The organism is Amycolatopsis sp. NPDC089917, from assembly GCF_040684635.1.
In the GTDB taxonomy this organism is placed as follows: domain Bacteria; phylum Actinomycetota; class Actinomycetes; order Mycobacteriales; family Pseudonocardiaceae; genus Amycolatopsis.
On sequence record NZ_JBFBGL010000074.1, the window covers coordinates 1 to 20,862 of the forward strand.

Consider the following 20,862-nt stretch of genomic DNA (forward strand, 5'->3'; position numbering starts at 1 on the left):
TATTTCTTATTTATTACTCCCGCCGCTGGTAAGCGCGGTTCTTGCTGGTGTGGGTGTTGTGGTTTTGGTAAAACCCCCACCCCCCCCAAAACACCACCACCCGACCCGCCCGGTCCCGGCGCTCTCCACTCACCTGAAGTCCGTGAAGGCCTCCTTGAGGGACCCAGAGTCCCTCAAGGAGGCCTTCACGGACTTCTGGCGGGTAGGGGAGACCACGCGACAGCCCATAAAGTGCGAGGCATGAAGACCGAGGTTGTCGGCTACGGCGGGACCCGCATCGGCTTGTGGGTCGAGGGCGCCGAGAACACCCGTCCGATCGTGTTCGTGCACGGCTGGGCCCAGTCGGGCCGGGCCTGGGCGCCGCAGCTGGCGGACCCCGCGCTCAGCGAGCGGTTCCGCCTGGTCGCGATGGATCTGCGCGGGCACGGCGACTCCGAGGTGCCCTCCGCCGGTTACGACGACCCGCGCGTCTGGGCCGAAGACCTCGCCTCCGTCCTCGACTTCGCCGGCGACGACGCGATCGTCGTCGGCTGGTCCTACGGCGGCCTGGTCATCACCGACTACCTCCGCGTGCACGGTCCCGCCCGGCTCGGCGGCGTCGTCCTTGTGGGCGCGATCACAGAAATCGGCAAGAACCGGCCCGGCGGCAAGATCGGTCCCGCCATGCGCGAGGCCATCCCGGCGGTGCTGTCGGACGATCCGGCGGTCGCGATTCCCGCGTTGGTGCAGTTCAGCGCGCGGATGACCGTCTCCCCGGTGTCCGGGACGCTCACCCAATCGCTGCTCGGCGCCGGTCTCTCGACGCCGCCCGCGGTGCGCTCCGCGCTGTTCCGGCGCGACGTCGGGAGCGAGGACGTTCTTCGCGATCTGGACAAACCGGCACTGATCGTCCATGGTCTCGCGGACGCTGTGATCGATCCGACGTCGGCGGAATACGCGGCCGGGAAGATTCCGGGTGCCGTTCTGCGTTGGTTACCTGAGGTGGGGCATCTGCCGTTCGCCGAAGCAGCGGATGAGTTCGGTGATCTGCTGCGCGGGTTCGCCGATCAGTAGGACTTCAGGAGTGTTGACCAGGTGACGATCCCTCTGCACGGGTTCGACGCCGCGCCCAGGCGCGTCGCGGTGCTGTCGTTGCACACCTCTCCGCTGGAACAGCCGGGTACCGGCGACGCCGGCGGGATGAACGTCTACGTGAGCCAGACGGCCACCGAGATGGCCCGTCGCGGCGTCGAGGTCGAGGTGTTCACGCGGGCGACGTCCTCGGACCAGCCCCCGGTCGCCGAACTGGCGCCCGGCGTGCTCGTCCGGCACATCCCGGCCGGGCCGTTCGAGCCGCTGGGACGCGACGAGCTGCCGGCGCAGCTGTGCGCGTTCACCGCCGGGGTGCTGCGGGCCGAGGCGTTCCACGAGCCCGGCTACTACGACCTCATCCATTCGCACTACTGGCTCTCCGGCCAGGCGGGCTGGCTCGCCCGCGACCGGTGGGGCGTGCCGCTGGTGCACACCGCGCACACCCTGGCCAAGGTCAAGAACGCCGCGCTGGCCGAGGGCGACACCCCCGAGCCGCGCACCCGCGTGATCGGCGAGCAGCAGGTCGTCGACGAAGCGGACTGCCTGGTCGCGAACACCCGCGTCGAGGCCCGCGAGCTGATCGAGCTCTACGACGCCGATCCGCACGCCGTGCACGCCATCCCGCCCGGGGTCGACCTCGACCGCTTCACCCCCGGTTCCCGCTCGGCCGCGCGCCAGGCGCTGGGCCTGCCGAGGGACGCGATCGTGCTGGCCTTCGCGGGCCGGATCCAGCCGTTGAAGGCGCCGGACATCCTCCTGCTGGCCGCGGCCGAGATGCTGCGTGAGCGGCCGGAGCTGGCGTCGCGGCTGGTCGTGCTGATCGTCGGCGGCCCGTCCGGGACCGGGCTGGAGCAGCCGCAGGCCCTGCGCGAGCTGGCCGTCTCCCTCGGGATCGAGGAGCAGACCCGGTTCATGCCGCCCCAGCCCGGCCGGGCGCTGGTGAACGTCTACCGCGCGGCCGACCTGGTCGCCGTGCCGAGTTACAACGAGTCGTTCGGGCTGGTCGCGCTCGAGGCGCAGGCCTGCGGGACACCGGTGATCGCGGCCGAGGTCGGCGGGCTGCCGGTCGCGGTCCCGCACGGTGTTTCCGGGCTGCTGGTGCCTTCGCACGACCCGAAGGACTGGGCGGGCGCGCTCGCGAACGTCGCGCTGCGACCCGGTTGGCGTGCCGAGCTCGCGGCCAACGCCGTCGTCCACGCGCGGCGCTTCTCCTGGCGCCGGACGACGGACCGTCTGCTGGACACGTACGCTCAGGCGACCGGCGCGTTCCGGCGTGCCCTCGAACAGCGCGCGGAGGTGGCGGTTTGACACTCGACGAGACCCTGCGGTCCTCTTTGGACAACGCGGGCCTGAAGTACGACAGGCGCGGCGAGGGAAAGTACTTCGTCACGTTGCCCGGTACCAAGAAACTCCAGACCAACTGCTGGCTGGTCGCCGGGGACCACGCCTTCGCCGTCGAGGCCTTCGTCTGCCGCCGTCCCGACGAGTCCCATGAGGACGTTTACCGCTTTCTGTTGCGCCGCAACGCGAAACTGTACGGCGTGCACTACACCGTGGACGCGATCGGCGACATCTACCTGGTCGGCCGGTTCGGTCTGGACACGGTGACCGAGTCCGAATTGGACAAGATCCTCGGACAGGTGCTGGAAGCCGCCGACGGCGATTTCAACACCCTGCTGGAACTCGGGTTCGCCGAGTCGATCAAACGCGAATGGGACTGGCGGGTCTCGCGTGGAGAGTCGCTGGCGAACCTGGAGGCGTTCAAACATCTCGTCGAGCCTTCGAACGGGCACGAACCCGGGGCCTTGACCGACTCGTGACCCGAACGGTGCAACGGGTCTGAACCCGGCTCCGTCTCTCTCCGCAGCACTGGAGGGAGAAGCTTCGATGTACAAGCGATTGAGATGGGTGGCCGTCGCCGGGGCCGTACTGGCGCTGGCGGGGTGTTCGGCGAGCGAGCCCTACAGCGAATCCGCCTCGATGCCGGCGACGGCCGGTGGCAAGCAGGCCGTCCCGAATCAGGGCGCGCCGAACAAGGAGAGCGGCGACAGCGCGGGCCGGGCGGGTTCGGACAAGGCGCCGGCGCCCGCCGGGCAGCCGGGGATCGCCGACCGCAAGCTCGTGCGCACGGCGAATCTGGAACTCACCGCGCCGAACGTCGCCGACGTGATCTCGCAGGTCCGCGTCATCACCCAGGGCGCCGCCGGCTACACCGGGCAGGAGAGCACCCAGGAGAAGCGGGCGTCGGTCAACGTCGTCGTGCCCTCCGAACGCCTCGACGGCGTGCTGGACCAGCTGGGGAAGCTCGGCAAGCAGGTCAAGCGGGAGGTCACCGCGACGGACGTGACCGAGCAGATGGTCGACGTCGACTCGCGGCTGGCCACCCAGCGGGCGAGCGTCGAGCGCATCCGCGCGCTGCTCGCGAAGGCGACGTCGGTTTCGGAGATCGCCTCCGTGGAGAGCGAGCTGACGAGCCGTGAGGCCGAGCTGGAGTCGCTTCAGAAGCGGCGCGAAAGCCTGGCCGGAAGTGTCGCCATGTCGACGATCACCTTGCAGGTGAAGGCGGAGACGGTCGTGGCGGAGGAGGAATCCCGCAACGGGTTCTTCGGCGGCCTGGCAAACGGCTGGGACGCGTTCCTGACCTTCGGTGGCGGCCTGCTGACCGTGATCGGCGCGATGGCGCCCTTCCTGCTGGTCTTCGGCGTTCCCGCGGCGGCGCTGGTGTGGTGGCTGCGCAAGCGGCGCCGTCCGGCGGAACCGGCGATGGCGACCGCCTCGGAGCTGCCGTCCGCGCCTCCGCTGGACTGAAGTCGTCAGGCGGTCTCGGGTCACCTGGGTCGTGAGTGGTGAGGACGGTTCTCTCGGAGTCGAGTGAAGTCGGTGCTGGGGGCCGGTGTGGTCGACGGGGGAGGGTTCCGGACGTTCAACGTCCGGAACCCTCCCCCGTCACTTCGTCTGCCATCGGTCCTGACCGAGATGACCTTGATCAGTCAGGCGTGCGTAGGTGAATACCGGTCCGCTCTAACCGTCCTCACCACTCACGAACGACGGGTGTTCGGGGCTGAATTCCCCGGAAGAGGAACAGGCGGGACGGCTCGAGGGAGGGGGGAGTCGCGATCTCGAGCCGCCCCGCTGAAGTTCCCGCCAAGGTGGACCCGGTGACGAGGGGGATGCCAACGGGGCCGGCGGGCGCCGCGACTCGGCAGGGGGGAGACGAGTCGCGGTCGTCACCCGCGTCGAGCCGGGGAGTGCGTGGAATCCGGCCGCGCGGGACTAAGCCAACCTGTCAGATCTCCACCTGTAATCACAAGACTACCGGTTACTCTGTTCGAGTGAAATTTGGAAACCGGGATAACGGAGTGCAGCCTGTTTCCCGGGGATTCGGACTTGTTGGCACCCTGTCTTCTGGACGAGTGAAGGTGTTACTCATGGGTAACGCACTCTCTGTAGAAGACGGGGCTAGTTCGGCCCTCTGACCGGCGCTTCCGTCCACTCTGGCAGGCTGAACCCCATGGCTGAGCTTGGGACTCTGGTGCTGCTGCGTCACGGGCAGAGCACCTGGAACGCCGAAAACCTGTTCACCGGCTGGGTGGACGTGCCGCTGTCCGACCAGGGCGAGCAGGAGGCGCGCAAGGGCGGGCGGCTGCTCGCGGAGTCCGGTCTGCTGCCGGACGTCGTCCACACGTCGCTGATGCGTCGCGCGATCTCGACCGCCAACCTGGCGCTCGACGCCGCCGACCGGCACTGGATCCCGGTGAAGCGCGACTGGCGCCTCAACGAGCGGCACTACGGCGCGCTGCAGGGCAAGAACAAGAAGCAGACCCTGGACGAGTTCGGCGAGGAGCAGTTCATGCTCTGGCGCCGCTCGTACGACACCCCGCCGCCCCCGATCGACCCGGCCGACGAGTTCAGCCAGGCAGGCGACGCGCGCTACGCCGACCTCGGCGACGCCGCCCCGCTGACCGAATGCCTCAAGGACGTCGTCGCGCGGCTGCTGCCGTACTGGGAGTCCGCGATCGTCCCGGATCTGCGCGCGGGCAAGACCGTGCTGGTCGCCGCGCACGGCAATTCGCTGCGGGCGCTGGTGAAGCACCTCGACGGCATCTCCGACGACGCCATCGCCGGGCTCAACATCCCGACCGGCATCCCGCTGCGCTACGACCTCACCGAGGACCTCAAGCCGGTCACCGCCGGCGGGACCTACCTGGACCCGGAGGCCGCCAAGGAAGCCGCGGCCGCCGTCGCCAACCAGGGCCGCTGAGCGCTCCGGTACCGAAGTGTCATGAAAGGGTCGTTCAGGACGGAAAATGTCCTGAACGACCCTTTCATGACATCCGGGGGCAAAGGCGTTACGGCAGGGCCTGGACCGACTCGATGCCGGCGGCCTTCCAGCCTTCGGGCAGGCGCTGGAGGCGCAGGACGATCGGCAGGTACTTCTTCGTCGCCTGCCCGGCCGCGTCCGTGACGTCCGTCGTCGCGAAGAGCAGGACGCTCGCCTTGTCGTCCACGATCTCCATGACCGCCGCCGCCGGGTTCGGCGCCGGCGCCGCCTTCACACCGCCGCTCCGGATCTGCTCCATTCGCGCCGCCTTGCCCTGCTGGAACTGGGTCAGCAGCTGTCCGGTCGACACGGACTCGTAACGGGCGTAAGTGCCTTCGGGATCGGCCGGATTCACGCTCAGCAGGGCGGCCGCGGCGCGCACGGCACCGTCGCGGACGGAATCCCGCACCCGCGCGATCGCCCGATCTCCCGCGCCCGGCTTCTCCGCCGCGGGCGGGGTCCCCGCCGGATTCACCTTGATCTCGCCGATGCGCCAGCGTTCGCCCTCGCGGACCGTCGCGAGCAGCACCGACGCGATGCCCTTGCTGGTGGTGCCCGCCCTGGTGCTGCTCTGGTCGAGCACGGTCAGCACCCGCGCCTTGTCCGCCGTCTGCTCGACGGCGGCCGACACGATCACGCGGGTGACCAGCTTGATCGGCTCCGGCGAGTTCCGGATCTCGGAGAACAGCTTCGCGAGCTCGTCGCGCGCGTCCGGCGTCAGGTTGTCGGCGAGCGTCTTGTCGTAGGCGGGCGCGGCCGTGCTGTCGTAGGAGAACACCGCTTCGGTGGCCGTCTTCACCGCGGTCAGGACCGACGCGGTCCGCGCGGGATTCACCAGCGCGAGGTTCGCGGGCGGGGTTTCCGGTTCGGGCCGGGCGGTGCCGGAGACCGCGGTCGTGCAGCCCGCGAGCGCGAGCAGCACCACGAATCCCGCCCACCGTTTCACAGGAGGCCGAGCTCCCTGGCCCGCGCGTCGACCTGGAACCGCGACGTCACGCCGAGCGCGACCAGCAGTTCCGACACACGCCGCTGATAGGTGCGCACACCCATGCCGAGGCTCTTCGCGGCCTTGTCGTCCTTGCAACCGGTCGTCAGGAACTCGAGCATCTGCGGCGCCTCCTTCCGGATGTCGGCGAACCGCGCGTCGAACGTCTCCAGCGTGGTGGCCGCCAGCCAGGCGGTCTCGAACAGCGACAGGATGCCCTGCACCAGCTCGGGGCGGGAGATGACGCTGTACGAGCGCACCGCCTTGCCCTCGTCGCCCGCCATGATCGCGACCCGCTCGTCGAGCAGGATCGTCTCGTTGATCTCCTCGGTGCCGATCCGGATCTGCGCGCCGAAGCCGGACAGGCGGTGCAGATGCTCCGCGGTCTGCTCGTTCAGCAGGACGCCGGGGCGGTACAGCTTGCGGATCCGCTTGCCGCGCACCAGCCGTTCACCCTGCCGAGTGAGCGACGGCCGGGAGAGCGCCCAGGTGTAGAGGTCGTCGGCCGCGCACGCGATGTCGGTCGCCGCGACGAACAGATGAGCCGTCCGGTCGAACAGCTCTTCTTCTCCGCGAATCAGGGAGATGTCACTGACGAGTTCCACGGCGACAGTCTTCCAACATTCCCCGGCCGCCGTGACGGGAACGTCGCTATTCCCCCGTGAGCGGGACGATCACCGCCCGGATAGTCAAGACGAAAGTCGCGATCCGGGCACGAGCCGCCCGCCGTGGTGTCCCTCCTGTGCCCACCTGGGTGACCCGCCTCACCCACCAGATCTCGGCCAGGAATCGGTCGTGTGAACGGCGGCCGACCTGCAGGCGAACAGCCTGCTCCCAGGTGTCATAGGCATCACGAGTACGCGGCCGGGACTAGGCCAAAAGGCTACCCGCACGCTTACGATTCCCCTGTGACCACGCCTGTTGCACTCGCCCTGGCCATCGGCGGACTGATCGTCGGTGTGGTCGTCGGCTTCCTGATCGCGAGGGGCCGCGCCCGTCGCGAGGAGCGGCGCCCGACCGGCCCGACCGTGGCCGAACTGCTCGAACGTCTCGTGCGATCCAGCAACAACGGGGTCGTCGTCCTCAACAAATTCGGTGACATGGTCCTGCACAACCCCCGCGCCTACGAGCTGGGGCTGGTGAAGGTCAACCAGGCCGATCCACGGGCTCGGAAGGCCGCCGAGCAGGTGGTCGAGACCGACGAACCGATGGAAATCGACCTTTCGCCGCTGGAGGCCAGGGGCCGTCAGCCCGAAGCCGTCCTCGGCGAGGTCCGTCCGCTCGGCGACGGGTTCACCGTGGTCGAGGCCGTCGACCACTCCGAGGCGATCCGCCTCGAAGCCGTCCGGCGGGACTTCGTCGCGAACGTCAGCCACGAACTGAAGACGCCGGTGGGCGCGATCGCGCTGCTCACCGAGGCCGTCCTCGACGCCGCGGAGGACGTCGAGGAGGTCCGCCGGTTCGGCGGCAAGATCCTCCGCGAATCGACCAGGCTTGGCCAGCTCGTCACCGAGCTGATCGCGCTGTCGCGGCTGCAGGGCGCCGAGCGGCTGCCGGATCTGAACGTCGTCGAGGTCGACGCCGTCGTCCGCGAGGCACTCGGCCGGACGACGCTCTCGGCGGAATCCGCCGAGATCACCATCACCACCGACGCCGCCAGCGGGCTGCTCATCGAGGGCGACCGGACGCTGATGGTCACCGCGCTGTCGAACCTGCTGGAGAACGCCGTCGCGTACTCGCCGGCGGGCAGCCCGGTGTCGATCAGCAGGCGGCTGGTGGACGGCAAGGTCGAGATCGCGGTGACCGACCGCGGCATCGGCATCGCCGAGGACGAACAGCAACGCGTCTTCGAGCGGTTCTTCCGCTCGGACAAGGCGCGGTCGCGGGCGACCGGCGGCACCGGCCTGGGGCTGGCGATCGTCAAGCACGTGGCGGCCAACCACGGTGGTTCGGTCGGCCTCTGGAGCCGTCCCGGCACCGGATCGACGTTCACGCTGCGGATCCCCGCGCACATCGGTGCCGAACCGGCCGCGGCCGTGAAACAGGCTCCGCCGGTATCCCGGCCGGAGAAGACCCCCGAGCGGACACCCCGTCTCGTGGCAACAGGGCAAGAAAGCCCCGACCATGGAGGAAACCTGTGACGAGGGTTCTCATCGTCGAGGACGAAGAGTCGTTCGCCGACCCGCTCGCGTTCTTGCTCCGCAAAGAGGGCTTCACCGCCGCCGTCGCCGTGACGGGGCAGCAGGCGCTCGAGGAGTTCGACCGCAACGGCGCCGACATCGTCCTGCTCGACCTCATGCTCCCGGGCATGAGCGGCACCGACGTCTGCAAGCAGCTCCGGCAGCGTTCCGCGGTGCCGGTGATCATGGTGACCGCGCGCGACAGCGAGATCGACAAGGTCGTCGGACTGGAACTGGGCGCCGACGACTACGTCACCAAGCCGTACTCGGCCCGCGAGCTCATCGCGCGCGTCCGGGCGGTGCTGCGCCGCGGCGGCGAGCCGGGCTCCGAAGGCGATCTGGCGCCTCTGGTGCTGACCGCCGGGCCGGTGCGGATGGACGTCGAGCGGCACGTGGTGACCGTCGACGGCCAGGAGGTCTCCCTGCCGCTCAAGGAGTTCGACCTGCTGGAGTACCTGCTGCGCAACGTGGGCCGCGTGCTCACCCGCGGGCAGCTGATCGACCGGGTGTGGGGCGCGGACTACGTCGGCGACACCAAGACGCTGGACGTCCACGTGAAGCGCCTCCGGTCGAAGATCGAACCGGACCCGGGTTCGCCCCGGCACCTGGTCACGGTGCGTGGCCTGGGCTACAAGTTCGAGACGTGACAGGTCCGGTACCCGCCCCTGCGATACAGATCACGGTTACGGTTTCGTGACCTGACGTGGGGGCGGGTACCGTAGACGCTCGTGCGCCTAGGGGTACTCGACGTCGGTTCCAACACCGTCCACCTGCTCGTGGTCGACGCCCACCGTGGCGCCCACCCGACCCCGATGCATTCCGAAAAAGCCGTCCTCCGGCTCGCGGAGCAGATCACCCGCACCGGGGACCTGAGCCGCGCGGGCGCGGACAGCCTCGTGCGGGCGGTCGAGTCGGCGAAGGCGGCCGCGGCCAGGCTCGGCTGCGAAGAGGTCATGGCGTTCGCCACCTCCGCGGTCCGCGAAGCCAAGAACGCCCCGAAGGTGCTGGCGAAGGTCCAAGAGCAGACCGGAGTCGAACTGAAGGTGCTTTCCGGGATCGACGAGTCCCGGCTGACGTTCCTCGCCGTCCGCCGCTGGTTCGGCTGGTCGGCGGGAAAGCTGCTCGTGCTCGACATCGGCGGCGGCTCGCTGGAGATCGCGATGGGCCGTGACGAGGAGCCGGATCTTGCCGAATCGCTTCCCCTGGGGGCGGGCCGGACCACCCGGACGCGGTTCCACCACGACCCGCCGACCCGTTCGGAGCTCATCGCCACTTCGGCATGGCTCGAAGAGCAACTCGCTCCGCTCGCGAAGAAGGTCGCCAAATTGGGTGAACCCGATCGGGTCGTGGCAACCTCGAAGACCTTCCGGTCACTCGCCCGGTTGACCGGAGCGGCGCCGTCGGCCAGCGGGCCGCATGTGCGCCGTACCCTGACCGACACCGCGTTGCGCCAGCTCATCGCGTTCATCTCCCGGATGACCGCCCATGACCTGGCACAACTCGAAGGGGTCAGCGCGAGCAGGTCGCATCAACTGGTGGCGGGCGCGCTCGTCGCACAAGCCACCATGCGGGCGCTTTCCCTGGAAGAACTGGAGATCTGTCCGTGGGCGCTGCGAGAAGGTGTCATCCTTCGACGGCTGGACCATTCGAACGGTGCGGACGAGACTGTGGGCGGCAGCGCCCGACTGGACTTGGTCGACGGAGAACGGGCACGGTGAAGAGGTGACGGAAATGCGGATGACGGTGGATAGCGCGCGCGACGCCGCCCATGCCCCGTCGCGGGCCGGTTCGCAACGGCTGGAGCGCGCATTGGACAGCACGGTATGACGGACGAGACAGAGAGCGGCCAGCCACAGAAGACCGTGGCGGAGCTGCTCGCGCAGCACGGAGCCCAGCCCGAAGGCGGGCGCCGCAGGCGACGCCGCGCGGCCGACGACGAGGACGAGGCTCCCGAGCCCACCCGCGGCCGTCGCGCGCCGTCGGTGAGCGACACCGCGCCGCAGGCGATCATCGACAGGGTGTCCGGCGACACCCCGCCGCCGCCCAACCGGCCTCTGCGGCGCTCGCGGCCCCAGGACTCCGGACAGCGGCCGCTTCCGCCGCAGCAGGACTCCGCGCCGCTGCCGGTGCCGCCGAACGCCGCGACGCCGACCCGGCAGACGCCGCCGGTGCGCCCGCCGCAGGAGCAGAGCGGCTATCAGCAGCGTCCGCCGCAGCCGCCTCAGCAGTCGGGTCAGTTCGCGCGGCCCGCCCCGCCGCAGGAGCAGAGCGGTTACCAGCAGCGTCCGCCGCAGCCGCCTCAGCAGTCGGGTCAGTTCGCGCGGCCCGCCCCGCCGCAGGAACAGTCCGGTTACCAGCAGCGTCCGCCGGACTCCGAGGGCTTGCCGCCCCGCGGCCGTCCCCGGCCCGCGGGCCCGGAGGAGACGCGCGGCGCGGTGCCGCCGGTCCGCCGTCGCCCCGAGCCGCCCGCCGGGCCCCCGTCCGCGGGACTGTCGGCGAGGCTCGACGGTCTCGACGCCTCACCCGACGACGTCCAGGAGCCGCCCGGCCCGATGGCCAGCGGCGCGTTCCAGACCCCGCCGGCCCCGCCCGCCCAGCCGCCCCGGCGCCGTCGTCCGGCGGCCCGGCCGCCGCAGCCGAAGCTCGACCCGAGCACCGAGCAGTTCGCCGCGGTCGGGGACGAGGCAGGAGCCGAACCCGAGGCCGCCGCGCCCGTCGAACCGGCGGCGCCGCCCGCCGGGCTCGCCGGCTGGCGCAAGCGCAGGCAAAAGGTGCAGTCCGACGACACGGAGGTCGGCGGGATCCCGCCGGTGCCGCCGCCCGTGCCCGTCGAACCGGACACCGAGCCCGAAGCGGACCAGTTCGACGCGGGGCCCCCGACCATGGGGCATCCGGCGCCGATGCCGTTCGTGCCGCCGCATTCGCTCGACGACCGCGGGCGGCAGCAGGACAACCTCGACGAGTACGAGCGCGAGTTCGCCGAGCAGGGCTATCCCGAGGGAAGCCCGGACTTCGAGCGTGACGACTACGGCTACCGCGCCGACGAGTACGAGGACGAGTACGAAGACGACCGGGTCGCGGACAGCGTCGATGACGTCGATGACCTCGAGGAGGACGAGCCCGAGGCGCCCGCCGCGAACACCTCGCCGGGGAAGCAGTGGCTGGCGCTGGCCGGTCAGCTCGCCCTCGGCGTGGTCGGCGGTGCCGGGGTCTGGCTGGGCTTCAACTGGCTGTGGGTGAACATCCCCGCCGCCGCGCTGGTCGCCGCTCTGCTGGTGATCGTCGCGCTGGTGTGGATCGTCCGGAAGATCCGCAAGGCGGACGACCTGCAGACCCTGGTGCTCGCGGTGCTGGTCGGACTGGTGGTGACGGTCTCACCGGCCGCACTCCTGCTGGTCGCTCGTTAGCGGCCTCGGGAAGGATGCCGGAATGGTTCAGCAGATTCCGGTGGGGATTTCGACCGCGTCCGTCTGGCCGTTGAAGGCGGGCGCGGCCTTCGAGATGGCCGCCGACCTCGGCTACGACGGCGTCGAGGTGATGGTCTGGGCCGATCCGGTCAGCCAGGACGTCTCCGCTCTGCGCCGCTGGTCGCGCCGCACCGGGGTGCCGGTGCTGTCGATCCACTCGCCGTCGCTGCTGATCACCCAGCGGGTGTGGTCGCCGGATCCCGAGGTGCGCCTGCGGATGTCCGTGGACGCGGCCCTGGAACTGGGCGCGCGCACGGTCGTGGTGCATCCGCCGTTCCGGTGGCAGCGCCGCTACGGCGACGCGTTCGGCGACCTCGTGGACGAACTCGAAGAATCCAGCGGCGTCGAGGTCGCGGTCGAGAACATGTTCAAGGTCCGCCCGCCCGGCGGCTCGCGGACTTCGCGCGTGTCGGCGTTCCGGCCGTCGATCGACCCTACGGACGTAGGGTTTCGCCACTACACGCTCGATCTGTCCCATACAGCGGCAGCCGGGATGGACGCCCTCGCGCTCGCCGAACGCATGGGTTCCGGGCTCAGCCACGTCCACCTGGCGGACGGAACGGGTCTCCCGAAGGACGAGCACCTGGTGCCCGGCCGCGGGATCGAACCCTGCGCGGAACTTCTCGAAAAGCTCGTGAACAGCGATTTCGCCGGACAGATCGTCTTGGAGATCAACACCCGCCGGTCGCCGAACGCGGCGCAGCGGTCAAGGGATCTCGCGGAGTCACTCCTGTTCGCGAGGTTCCACCTCGGCCAGTGACAAAGATCGTCTCCGGGTGCGGAGATTCATTCCTCCCTGCGCCGGAGGCGCTGGTACACGTAAAGTTCCGACCGTGAACCAGCTGCGCTTGTTGATCTCCCGCACACCGATGGATCGGCTCGTGGCCTGGGTCAGTGCTCGGTGAGCGCGGCCGACGAAACGGGCACCTCCTTCGACGCGGCTTGCGCGACGAGATCACTGGGTGACGGCACGTTCACGGCGGTACTCCGTACCGAATGGTCGATCGGCGGACATCCGCACGGCGGCTTCCTGATGGCGTTGATGGCCCGGTCCGCGCTGGCGTTCCTGCACGAACGCGGCGAGCCGCCGTCCGAGCCCCTCGCCATCAGCGCGGAGTTCCTGCATCCGCCCGCCGTGGGGCCGGTGTTGCTGCGCATGGACGTCCGGAAGGTCGGAAGGCGCGCCTCGGTCGTCGCGGTCCTGCTGGAGCAGCGGGGCCGCAGTTGCGTCGAGGCCAGGGTGACCACCGGGCGGCTGCCGATGCGGCGTCCGGAGTGGACCGACGTCCCGGCCATGCCCGCGGAGCCGCCGCCCGGCGCGGTGCCCGTCACCGGTGAGACGTCCGAGGGCCTGTTCAACCTCGCGAAGGGCTGCGAGGTCCGGCTCGATCCGGCGAGCGTCGGCTACCTGCACGGCCGGATCGGCGACCCGCCGAAGATGCGGTTGTGGGTCCGGCCGCGGCACGGTCTTCCCGACCCCTACTTCGCGCTGCTCGCGAGCGACGTGAACCCGCCGGTGGTCTACAACCTCGGCCGGGTCGGCTGGGCGCCGACCGTCCAGCTGACCGCGTTGCTGCGCACCCGGCCGGCGCCGGGCTGGCTGCGGGTGATCGTGCAGGCCCAGTCGGTGCACGAGGCGTGGTTCGATTCCGACGCCGTCGTGGTGGACTCGCAGGGCAGGCTCGTCTGCCAGGCGCGTCAGCTGGCGCTTGCCCCGGCGCCCGGGGGCTGACGGCGGTTTGGCACGCTGAACCGCATGAGTGTGATCGCGGTTCTGGGTGCCGGGAAGATCGGGGAGGCCCTGCTCTCGGGCCTGCTGCACGGCGGGCACAGCCCGGACGACCTGCTGTTCACCGAGCGGTATCCGGCGCGCGCGGCCGAGCTGACCGAACGCTACGGCGTGCACGGGGTCGCCGTCGCCGACGCCGCGAGCCGGGCCGACGTGCTCGTCGTCGCCGTCAAGCCGCAGGACATCGACCCGGTGCTGGACGAGGTCGCGCCGTTGCTCGGCAAGGATTCGCTGGTGGTCTCGCTGTGCGCGGGCCTGCCGACCGCCCTGTACGAGCGCAGGCTGGCCGAAGGCATCCCGGTGGTCCGGGTCATGCCGAACACCCCGATGCTCGTCGGTGAGGCGATGAGCGCGGTCTCCGCGGGCGCGCACGCGACCGCCGAGCACATCGCGGTGGTGAAGGACCTGCTTTCGCACGTCGGACAGGTCGTCGAGGTGCCGGAGTCGCAGCAGGACGCCGTCACGGCGCTGTCCGGATCCGGGCCCGCGTACTTCTTCTTCCTGGTCGAGGCCATGATCGACGCCGGGATCCTGCTCGGCCTGCCGCGCGCGCTCGCCGGACAGCTGATCATCCAGTCGGCGGTCGGGGCGGCGAAGATGCTCGCGGAGTCCGAGGAGCACCCGGTGCTGCTGCGCGAAGCCGTCACCTCGCCCGCCGGGACGACCATCAACGCCATCCGCGAGCTGGAGAAGCACGGCGTCCGCGCGGCGCTCCTGGCCGCCATCGAGGCCGCTAAGGACCGCTCGACCGAGCTGGGCCGCGCCCACGAGGGCTGAAATCCGCTGGATACAGGCCCATCTCGGTGACTCGCGTCGCTTTAGCCACACGTGTCCCGCTACTCTCAGGAGAGCACGTGCGTGTCGATACCACAGGTGGGGAAGCCTCGTGGCGCGACACGTGTCGAAGGACACGGTGAATCATGCCGCCGAACAAGAAGGATGACCTCCCTTCAGTGGGCCAGGTCCAGTTCCTGACGGTCGCCGAGGTGGCCACGCTGATGCGGGTCTCCAAGATGACCGTCTACCGCCTCGTTCACTCGGGCGAGTTGCCCGCGGTGCGCGTCGGGAAGTCGTTCAGAGTGCCCGAAAAGGCCGTTCACGAATATCTCCAGGGCGCGTACTTCGACGTGGGCTGACGCTCGCTTCGCGGAGCACAGCGTGCCCGCCCGAGGGCGTCTTCCGGGGCGCGAGTACCCTGGAAGACCGCTCGTGCCTGTGCGCTCCACCCGTTGGACGCTGCGCCGGGCAGCGTGACCGACGACGAAGGAAGGAGCGCTCACGATGGGCTCTGTGATCAAGAAGCGCCGTAAGCGCATGTCGAAGAAGAAGCACCGCAAGTTGCTGCGCCGGACGCGCGTTCAGCGTAGGAAGGCCGGCAAGTAAGACACAGCCGGTGAGTGGCCCGTCCAGCTTCTGGACGGGCCATTCCCATTTGGTGGACGTTGTCCGCCCGTTCGAGTGAGACGTGGATCCCCTCTGCGAGCGGCGGGTTAATAGCATGTAAGCGCTGACTCGACTACCCCTAATGAGCGGTAACATCTCAAGGGCAGCCGCGCGATGCTTCCAGTGAGTGCGGGTACGCGCACACTCGGTGGATCAATTCGCGCTCAAAGGTCATCAGGACCCCGTGATCGAAGTCCGAGAACCGCCTGAAGACGCAGGGAGTCCTATGCCGTCGAACATCGTGCTCGTGACCGGGGTCGGGGGAGACCTTGGCGGGAAGCTGCTCGCCAGACTCGGCAACAATCCGGAGTTCGAGCGGGTGATCGGCGTGGACACCACGCCCCCGCAGAAGTCGGTGCTGCAGCGCATGGGGCGCGCTGAATACGTCCGGGCCGACATCCGCAATCCGCTGATCGCCAAGGTGATCAGCACGGCCAAGGTCGACACCGTCGTGCACGCCTCGTGCACCGCGCATCCGGCCGGTCCGGCCCGCCGCACGGCGATCAAAGAGGTCAACGTCATCGGCACGATGCGGCTCCTGGCCGCCTGCCAGCGTTCGCCGCTCGTGCGCAAGCTCGTCGTGAAGTCCACGGCCGCGGTCTACGGCGCCGGCGCGCGCTCGCAGGCCGTGTTCACCGAGGATTCCGAGCTCATCCCCACCTCGACCAGCGGTTACGCGAAGGACGCCGTCGAGATGGAGGGGTATGTCCGCGGGCTCATGCGCCGCCGCCCCGACATCACGACGACGCTGTTCCGGTTCGCGAACATCATCAGCCCGGAGATCGACACCGTGCTCTCGCGCTACTTCGCGCTGCCGGTGGTCCCGACCGTCTTCGGCTACGACGCGCGGATCCAGCTGCTCCACGCCAGCGACGCGCTGGCCGTGTTCGAGCAGGCGACGCTGAACGACGAACCCGGCGTGTTCAACGTGGGCTCGGAGGGGGTACTCACGCTGTCCCAGGCGATCCGGCGAGCGGGCCGGGTCGAACTGCCGATGCCCAGCGGTGTCGTGCCGTCGGTCGGCAAGGTCCTGCGCGGAGCGAGGGTGGTCGACTTCTCCGCCGACCAGGTCCGGCTGCTGAACTTCGGCCGTGTCGTGGACATCACGAAGCTCAAGAAGGAGTTCGGCTACACCCCGCGGTGGACGACGCGGGAGGCGTTCGACGACTACATCACCGGCCGCGGGCTCCGGCCCGTGGTGGACGGCGGCAAGCTGGCCGGGTTCGCCGACAAGGTCCTGGTGGCGGCGGCGACAGGGCAGGCGGGGAACCGGTGAGCAGGCCCTACGAGAACGACTCCGAGAACTCTCACGAAGGCGAGGCGGAAGACGTGAGTGGCGCTGAAGCGCAGGTCATCCCGTTGCACGGCCCCGGCAGAGAGAAGCCGGACCCGGCGGCACAGGCGGACCGTGATCTTCGCGAGTCCGACGAAGCGCGAGAACAACTGGAGCAGGAACGCCGGGCGGACGCGCCCGTCGTCGAGTTCCCCGGGACGGCACGGGTCTCGCCGGCCCGGACCCGTCCGTCCGGTGAGGACCTCCTGCCACCGCCGCTCCGGTCGGCGCTGGGGTTCCTGCGGGACAGGCTGACCGGTGACTACACCGTCGACGAGTTCGGCTTCGACGCCGAGCTCACCGAAACCCTGCTGCTGCCCCCGTTGCGCGCGCTGTACGAGAAGTGGTTCCGGGTCGACACGTTCGGCGTCGAGAACCTGCCCGCCGACGGTGGTGCGCTGCTGGTGTCGAACCATTCCGGCACGTTGCCGCTCGACGCGCTGATGACCGCCGTCGCCGTGCACGACCACGTCCCCGGCGGCAGGCATCTGCGCGGCCTCGGCGCGGATCTGGTGTTCCAGGTGCCGCTGGTCGGCTCCTTCGCCCGCAAGTCCGGGCAGACGCTCGCCTGCAACGCCGACGCGGAGCGCTTGCTGCGCAAGGGAGAACTCGTCGGCGTCTGGCCGGAAGGGTTCAAGGGGATCGGGAAACCGTTCTCGTCGCGGTACAAGCTGCAGCGGTTCGGCCGTGGCGGTTTCGTCTCCGCCGCGTTGCGGACCGGGGTGCCGATCATCCCCGTGTCGGTCATCGGCGCGGAGGAGATCTACCCGAAGCTCGGCGAGATCAAGCTGCTCGCGCGGGTGCTCGGCCTGCCGTACTTCCCGGTGACGCCGTTCTTCCCGCTGCTCGGCCCGCTCGGCGCGATCCCGCTGCCGACGAAGTGGAGCATCGAGTTCGGCGAGCCGATCCGCACGGACACCTACGACGCGGACGCCGTGGACGACCCGATGCTGGTGTTCACCCTGACCGACCAGGTGCGGGAATCGATCCAGCAGTCGCTCTACAAACGCCTCTCGCAGCGGAAGAGCGTCTTCAAGGGCTAGCACCCGGAGACGGGACGTCAGTGTCCGATTCATGCCCGCATGGGCAGTTCTGCGGGCCTGGCGCGCTGGGAGTGTCCCCTGTGGACAGTCGAGAGGTGTCAGGTCACGGACCCCTGAACCCGAAGGTGGTGAAGGGGCTTCACGGAGCCGCCGCGTCTCTAGCGTGATCGGAGCCGTGACTCACGTGTTTGAAGCCGGAACTCTCGTGTGACGGCTCCAAGCACGCGAGTCCCGGCCTTGATCACGAGTGTGACGACTCAGCGGCGCCGGTAGGCCATGCCGGCCGCGACGGCACCGGCCACGGCACCGACGCCGAGCACCGAGGGCACGCCGATCTTCGCGGCCTTGCGCCCGGTCCGGAAATCGCGGATCTCCCAGCCACGCGCCCGCGCGACGTCGCGGAGACCGCCGTCGGGGTTCACCGCGACCGCGGTCCCGACGACCGAGAGCATCGGGACGTCGTTCTGCGAGTCCGAATACGCCGTGCAGCGCTTGAGATTCAGCCCTTCGCGTGACGCCAGCGCGCGGACGGCGTGGGCCTTCGCGCGGCCGTGCAGCAGGTCGCCGACGAGACGGCCGGTGTAGACGCCGTCCTTGGTCTCCGCGACCGTGCCCAGCGCGCCGGTGAGGCCGAGGCGCCGCGAGATGATGGCCGCGAGTTCGATCGGGGTCGCGGTGACGAGCCAGACGCGCTGCCCGGCGTCGAGGTGCATCTGCGCGAGCGCCCGCGTGCCGGACCAGATCTTGTCCGCCATCAGCTCGTCGTAGATCTCTTCGCTGATGTCGGTCAGTTCCTGCACGGTGCGACCGGCCACAAAGGATAGTGCGCGCTCGCGGTGGGTCTTGATGTCCTCCTTGTTCTCCCGGCCGCCGAGCCGGAACTTCACCTGCTGCCAGACGAATCCGGCCAGATCGGCGGACGTGAAGAACTTGCGCGCGGCCAGGCCGCGGGCGAAGTAGAAGATCGACGCGCCCATCATCATGGTGTTGTCGACGTCGAAGAACGCGGCCGCGGTGAGGTCCGGCGGGGCGGGCGGTGCCGGCGGTTCGAGGGCTTCGGCGGACGCGGTCGCCATGGCGGCCTCGGCCGAAGCCTCCCCCGCCAGCTCGGCCAGCCGTTCGAGCTCTTGACTCTTATCCTTGCCCCGCCAAACTGACACGCACACCGCCTCCGGAATCCCAGGTGCCTTCGCACAGCGTAGCGAGCGGCCGACCGCCCTGTCCCGGGTGTGGTGCCTGCCTCACGTGACGCGGCGTCAGCCAATGGTTATCGGCGGTAATCCCGGAATGAGCGGCGGAATCGAAATCAGCGGCGGCTTCGGGGTGGTGGTCGTCGGCGGCAGCGTCCTCGTCGTCGGGGGAGGCGTGGCCACCACCGGCGGCGGCGTCCCGCCCGTGGGCGGCGTCAGCGGCCCGGTCGGGGTCGCGGTGTCCACGGCGGACGACGACGGCGGCGGCGCCGAGCTCGGCGGCGGCGAACCGGCCGGGGCGGACGACGGCGGGGTGGACGTCAACGGCGGGACGGCGGCGTTCGGGGAGTCCGGGTTGCGGACGCAGTCACCGGCGGCCGGGACCGCACCCAAGTCGTCGGACGAGCCCGTGGTGATCGTGTAGCAGACCAGCCGCGAACCGAGATCCGTCGTGCGCGTCTGGACCTTGTCGAGCAGGACACGGGCCGCGGCGAATTTGTCGCGCGCTTCGGCGGGCGCGGACCCGACCTGGAGGCCGAGCCGGTCGGACTGCTGCCGCGCCCAGGTGCGGAGTTCGCTCAGCCGGGTCTGGCCACCCTGATCGGTGACGAGCGCGGTCAGCTGCGAGACGCCGGCGCGCAGGTCGGTCTCGAAATCGGCGAGACCGGTGAAGTACGCCGCGGTGGGCGCGTCCTGCCGGGTCAGTTCGTCGAGTTCGCCGACGCGGTTCGCGGCGAACTCCAGATGCTTCTTGGCCTTGTCCCGCTCGTCGAAGGTGAGTCCGAGCGAGGCTGATTCACCCGCTCGTTTGATGCCGTAGAGCGGATCGCCCGGCAGCGCGTCCTTCGACAGCAGCAGGGTGACTCCGCCCAGCGCGAGGACGAGCGCGACGGCGGCGGCGGCGAGGTTGGCGACGGCGTGACCACGGCGCTTCGGCGGGGCTTCGGCCTCGGCGAGACGCCCGGCGATCTCGTCGCGGATCCGCTGCCGGGTCTCCGCGTCGGGAGCGCCACCGGCGCCCAGTTCGCGCAGACCGCCGACGAGCGCGAGTTCGTGCGCGAACTCGTCGTCTCCCGGACTTTCGGTGCCGTCGACAAGGTCCGCGAAGCGGTCACCGTCCGCCCGCTCACGCGCGAACCATCCCGGCACGCCCACGGCGAAGTCTCCATCTGATCAGCCCGGTCCTGACCACCGGTCTGGCAGTGAAAACGAGCGGAGACGCCCAAGGGTTACGGCAAGGCCCGGTGAGGAGTAAATATGGGACGTTAGCGCAATCCGGTCGGCAGAAGTTGTGCCAAACGGCGTACCGCGCGGTGCTGAAGGGCCTTGATGGCGCCTTCGTTGCGCTTCATGATCGCCGCGGTCTCGGCGACCGAGAGTCCCTGCATGAACCGCAGCACGATGCACTCGCGCTGGTCTTCGCCGAGTTCGGCGACGCACCGCAGCAGTTCGGCGCGGGTGGCGCGGCTGATGGCCTGCTGCTCGGGCCCGGCGACGGCCTGCACGCCGACGTTCCCGATCGGCGCCCCGTTCGGCTCGGCGACCTCGTCGGTGACGACTTCGAGGCGAAACCGGCTCGACTTCACGTGGTCGAGGATGATGTTGCGCGCGATGGTGACGAACCACGCGCCGACGTCGCGTCCCTGGTAGCTCACCGAAGTGATGCGGCGCAGCGCGCGGAGGAACGTCTCGCTGGTGACGTCCTCGGCCAGGTCCCGATCGCCGAGGCGGAACAGGACGTAGCGGTAGACGACGTCGACGTAGCGGTCGTAGAGCCGGCCGAAAGCGGACGTGTCGCCGCCCTGCGCGGCGCTGACCAGCTCCCACGCCTCGGCCTTGGCGGCTTCGGCGGCCGCGTCACTCTCTTCGACCTTGGGCCGGGACGCCGGAGCGGCGGGGAAACCGCTCCGCCGGAGGATGTGGCCCGCCAGCATGGAGACGGGGTTCGGTGCGGGAAGAGTCACGGTCCACCTCCCGTTCCGGACAGGGAGAACCGGCCCGCATGTCCCACCGCCGCGTGGGCCTGCAAGATCTGCACGT

Annotated in this window: 21 protein-coding genes; 16 read left to right on the top strand and 5 right to left on the bottom strand. The window is 69.8% G+C overall.

Annotated features, from left to right (window positions below; genetic code table 11):
• Positions 1-240 precede the first annotated feature (240 nt).
• The 5 genes from AB0N89_RS35220 to AB0N89_RS35240 all read left to right on the top strand — a co-directional run bounded on the left by AB0N89_RS35220 (position 241) and on the right by AB0N89_RS35240 (position 5,332).
• On the top strand, positions 241-1,053 hold the full coding sequence (locus tag AB0N89_RS35220; protein WP_364214070.1) for an alpha/beta hydrolase: 813 nt from the start codon (positions 241-243) through the stop codon (positions 1,051-1,053).
• Between the two features lie 21 nt (positions 1,054-1,074).
• Positions 1,075-2,379 carry a D-inositol-3-phosphate glycosyltransferase gene (gene mshA / locus AB0N89_RS35225; protein WP_364214073.1) on the top strand — a complete coding sequence of 435 codons (1,305 nt, stop codon included), beginning with the start codon at positions 1,075-1,077 and terminating at the stop codon, positions 2,377-2,379.
• Entirely contained in the window at positions 2,376-2,891 is a 516-nt protein-coding gene (locus AB0N89_RS35230) for a YbjN domain-containing protein (protein ID WP_364214076.1), read from the top strand. Before mshA ends, AB0N89_RS35230 begins: the two co-directional genes overlap by 4 nt.
• A 67-nt stretch (positions 2,892-2,958) precedes the next feature.
• Positions 2,959-3,879, top strand: a complete 921-nt coding sequence (locus tag AB0N89_RS35235; RefSeq protein ID WP_364214079.1) for a DUF4349 domain-containing protein — start codon at positions 2,959-2,961, stop codon at positions 3,877-3,879.
• A gap of 703 nt (positions 3,880-4,582) precedes the next feature.
• Entirely contained in the window at positions 4,583-5,332 is a 750-nt protein-coding gene (locus AB0N89_RS35240; protein WP_364214082.1) for a phosphoglyceromutase, read from the top strand.
• A gap of 88 nt (positions 5,333-5,420) precedes the next feature.
• On the opposite strand, the gene AB0N89_RS35245 is transcribed toward AB0N89_RS35240, so the two are convergent.
• Complete coding sequence (locus AB0N89_RS35245) at positions 5,421-6,338, bottom strand: hypothetical protein (protein ID WP_364214085.1); 918 nt, start codon at positions 6,336-6,338, stop codon at positions 5,421-5,423.
• Positions 6,335-6,982: a DNA-binding response regulator gene (locus tag AB0N89_RS35250; protein WP_364214088.1), complete on the bottom strand. Its 648-nt coding sequence runs from the start codon at positions 6,980-6,982 to the stop codon at positions 6,335-6,337. Before AB0N89_RS35250 ends, AB0N89_RS35245 begins: the two co-directional genes overlap by 4 nt.
• 303 nt (positions 6,983-7,285) lie before the next feature.
• On the opposite strand from AB0N89_RS35250, the gene AB0N89_RS35255 reads away from it, so the two are divergent.
• From AB0N89_RS35255 to AB0N89_RS35305, 11 genes are all read left to right on the top strand, one after another.
• Positions 7,286-8,518: an ATP-binding protein gene (locus AB0N89_RS35255; protein ID WP_167406361.1), complete on the top strand. Its 1,233-nt coding sequence runs from the start codon at positions 7,286-7,288 to the stop codon at positions 8,516-8,518.
• Complete coding sequence (locus tag AB0N89_RS35260) at positions 8,515-9,204, top strand: response regulator transcription factor (protein WP_005167072.1); 690 nt, start codon at positions 8,515-8,517, stop codon at positions 9,202-9,204. The genes AB0N89_RS35255 and AB0N89_RS35260 overlap by 4 nt, the downstream gene beginning before the upstream one ends.
• Positions 9,205-9,285: 81 nt before the next feature.
• The gene (locus AB0N89_RS35265) at positions 9,286-10,275 is read left to right on the top strand and encodes a Ppx/GppA phosphatase family protein (RefSeq protein WP_364214093.1); all 990 of its coding nucleotides are present in this window, start codon (positions 9,286-9,288) and stop codon (positions 10,273-10,275) included.
• A 105-nt stretch (positions 10,276-10,380) separates the two neighbouring features.
• Complete coding sequence (locus AB0N89_RS35270) at positions 10,381-11,964, top strand: hypothetical protein (RefSeq protein ID WP_364214095.1); 1,584 nt, start codon at positions 10,381-10,383, stop codon at positions 11,962-11,964.
• A gap of 22 nt (positions 11,965-11,986) precedes the next feature.
• On the top strand, positions 11,987-12,784 hold the full coding sequence (locus AB0N89_RS35275; protein WP_364214097.1) for a sugar phosphate isomerase/epimerase family protein: 798 nt from the start codon (positions 11,987-11,989) through the stop codon (positions 12,782-12,784).
• A 141-nt stretch (positions 12,785-12,925) separates the two neighbouring features.
• Positions 12,926-13,756, top strand: a complete 831-nt coding sequence (locus AB0N89_RS35280) for a thioesterase family protein (RefSeq protein WP_364214100.1) — start codon at positions 12,926-12,928, stop codon at positions 13,754-13,756.
• Between the two features lie 24 nt (positions 13,757-13,780).
• Complete coding sequence (gene proC / locus AB0N89_RS35285) at positions 13,781-14,590, top strand: pyrroline-5-carboxylate reductase (RefSeq protein ID WP_364214103.1); 810 nt, start codon at positions 13,781-13,783, stop codon at positions 14,588-14,590.
• Positions 14,591-14,733: 143 nt separating this feature from the next.
• Complete coding sequence (locus AB0N89_RS35290; protein ID WP_016330918.1) at positions 14,734-14,949, top strand: helix-turn-helix domain-containing protein; 216 nt, start codon at positions 14,734-14,736, stop codon at positions 14,947-14,949.
• 145 nt (positions 14,950-15,094) lie between these two features.
• Entirely contained in the window at positions 15,095-15,196 is a 102-nt protein-coding gene (locus tag AB0N89_RS35295) for an AURKAIP1/COX24 domain-containing protein (protein ID WP_007030867.1), read from the top strand.
• A gap of 286 nt (positions 15,197-15,482) precedes the next feature.
• Positions 15,483-16,532 (top strand): NAD-dependent epimerase/dehydratase family protein, encoded by a 1,050-nt coding sequence (locus AB0N89_RS35300; protein WP_364214106.1) that lies wholly within the window; start codon positions 15,483-15,485, stop codon positions 16,530-16,532.
• On the top strand, positions 16,529-17,632 hold the full coding sequence (locus AB0N89_RS35305) for a lysophospholipid acyltransferase family protein (RefSeq protein ID WP_364214109.1): 1,104 nt from the start codon (positions 16,529-16,531) through the stop codon (positions 17,630-17,632). Before AB0N89_RS35300 ends, AB0N89_RS35305 begins: the two co-directional genes overlap by 4 nt.
• A 257-nt stretch (positions 17,633-17,889) precedes the next feature.
• Here AB0N89_RS35305 and AB0N89_RS35310 read toward each other — a convergent pair whose 3' ends face one another.
• From AB0N89_RS35310 to AB0N89_RS35320, 3 genes are all read right to left on the bottom strand, one after another.
• Positions 17,890-18,792: an HAD-IB family hydrolase gene (locus AB0N89_RS35310; RefSeq protein ID WP_005151723.1), complete on the bottom strand. Its 903-nt coding sequence runs from the start codon at positions 18,790-18,792 to the stop codon at positions 17,890-17,892.
• A gap of 96 nt (positions 18,793-18,888) precedes the next feature.
• Positions 18,889-19,977, bottom strand: a complete 1,089-nt coding sequence (locus tag AB0N89_RS35315; protein ID WP_364214112.1) for a DUF5667 domain-containing protein — start codon at positions 19,975-19,977, stop codon at positions 18,889-18,891.
• Positions 19,978-20,087: 110 nt separating this feature from the next.
• Complete coding sequence (locus tag AB0N89_RS35320; RefSeq protein WP_364214115.1) at positions 20,088-20,786, bottom strand: sigma-70 family RNA polymerase sigma factor; 699 nt, start codon at positions 20,784-20,786, stop codon at positions 20,088-20,090.
• Positions 20,787-20,862 lie beyond the last annotated feature (76 nt).

Bases quoted from the DNA above. Each gene is read 5' to 3' on its own strand.
- AB0N89_RS35240 (WP_364214082.1), top strand. From the start codon at position 4,583: ATGGCTGAGCTTGGGACTCTGGTGCTGCTGCGTCACGGGCAGAGCACC.
- AB0N89_RS35300 (WP_364214106.1), top strand. From the start codon at position 15,483: ATGCCGTCGAACATCGTGCTCGTGACCGGGGTCGGGGGAGACCTTGGC.
- proC (WP_364214103.1), top strand. From the start codon at position 13,781: ATGAGTGTGATCGCGGTTCTGGGTGCCGGGAAGATCGGGGAGGCCCTG.
- AB0N89_RS35275 (WP_364214097.1), top strand. From the start codon at position 11,987: ATGGTTCAGCAGATTCCGGTGGGGATTTCGACCGCGTCCGTCTGGCCG.
- AB0N89_RS35235 (WP_364214079.1), top strand. From the start codon at position 2,959: ATGTACAAGCGATTGAGATGGGTGGCCGTCGCCGGGGCCGTACTGGCG.
- AB0N89_RS35220 (WP_364214070.1), top strand. From the start codon at position 241: ATGAAGACCGAGGTTGTCGGCTACGGCGGGACCCGCATCGGCTTGTGG.
- AB0N89_RS35290 (WP_016330918.1), top strand. From the start codon at position 14,734: ATGCCGCCGAACAAGAAGGATGACCTCCCTTCAGTGGGCCAGGTCCAG.
- AB0N89_RS35295 (WP_007030867.1), top strand. From the start codon at position 15,095: ATGGGCTCTGTGATCAAGAAGCGCCGTAAGCGCATGTCGAAGAAGAAG.
- AB0N89_RS35270 (WP_364214095.1), top strand. From the start codon at position 10,381: ATGACGGACGAGACAGAGAGCGGCCAGCCACAGAAGACCGTGGCGGAG.